A 259-nucleotide genomic window follows, 5' to 3' on the forward strand; every position below is an offset into this window, starting at 1 on the left:
ATGTTCAAACACCAAATGTTGATCCATTAAAGGAAATGGTTGACCTCATCAGCAGCTCAAGGTCATATGAAGCAAATGTGACTGCGCTAAATGCGAATAAAAGCATGCTGATGAAAGCTTTAGAAATAGGAAAGTAAGGTGAAAAGAATTGGTTAATGCAATATCTCCTTTCCAGCTTCAAACCGCTCAGCAAGCAAGTGAATTGACGAATGCATCGTCTGTGCAGGCGGCTGCACCTAAAAGCCAAACGAATTTCTCT

The 259-nt window shown here is 40.9% G+C and carries 1 protein-coding gene; it reads left to right on the forward strand.

All coding sequences use genetic code 11. From position 1 onward, the window contains the following. A partial coding sequence (locus SB775_RS31075) for a flagellar basal body rod C-terminal domain-containing protein (protein WP_410865122.1) occupies positions 1 to 137 on the forward strand: 137 nt, incomplete at its 5' end. Positions 138 to 259 lie beyond the last annotated feature (122 nt).

The organism is Peribacillus sp. SIMBA_075 (genome assembly GCF_046534585.1).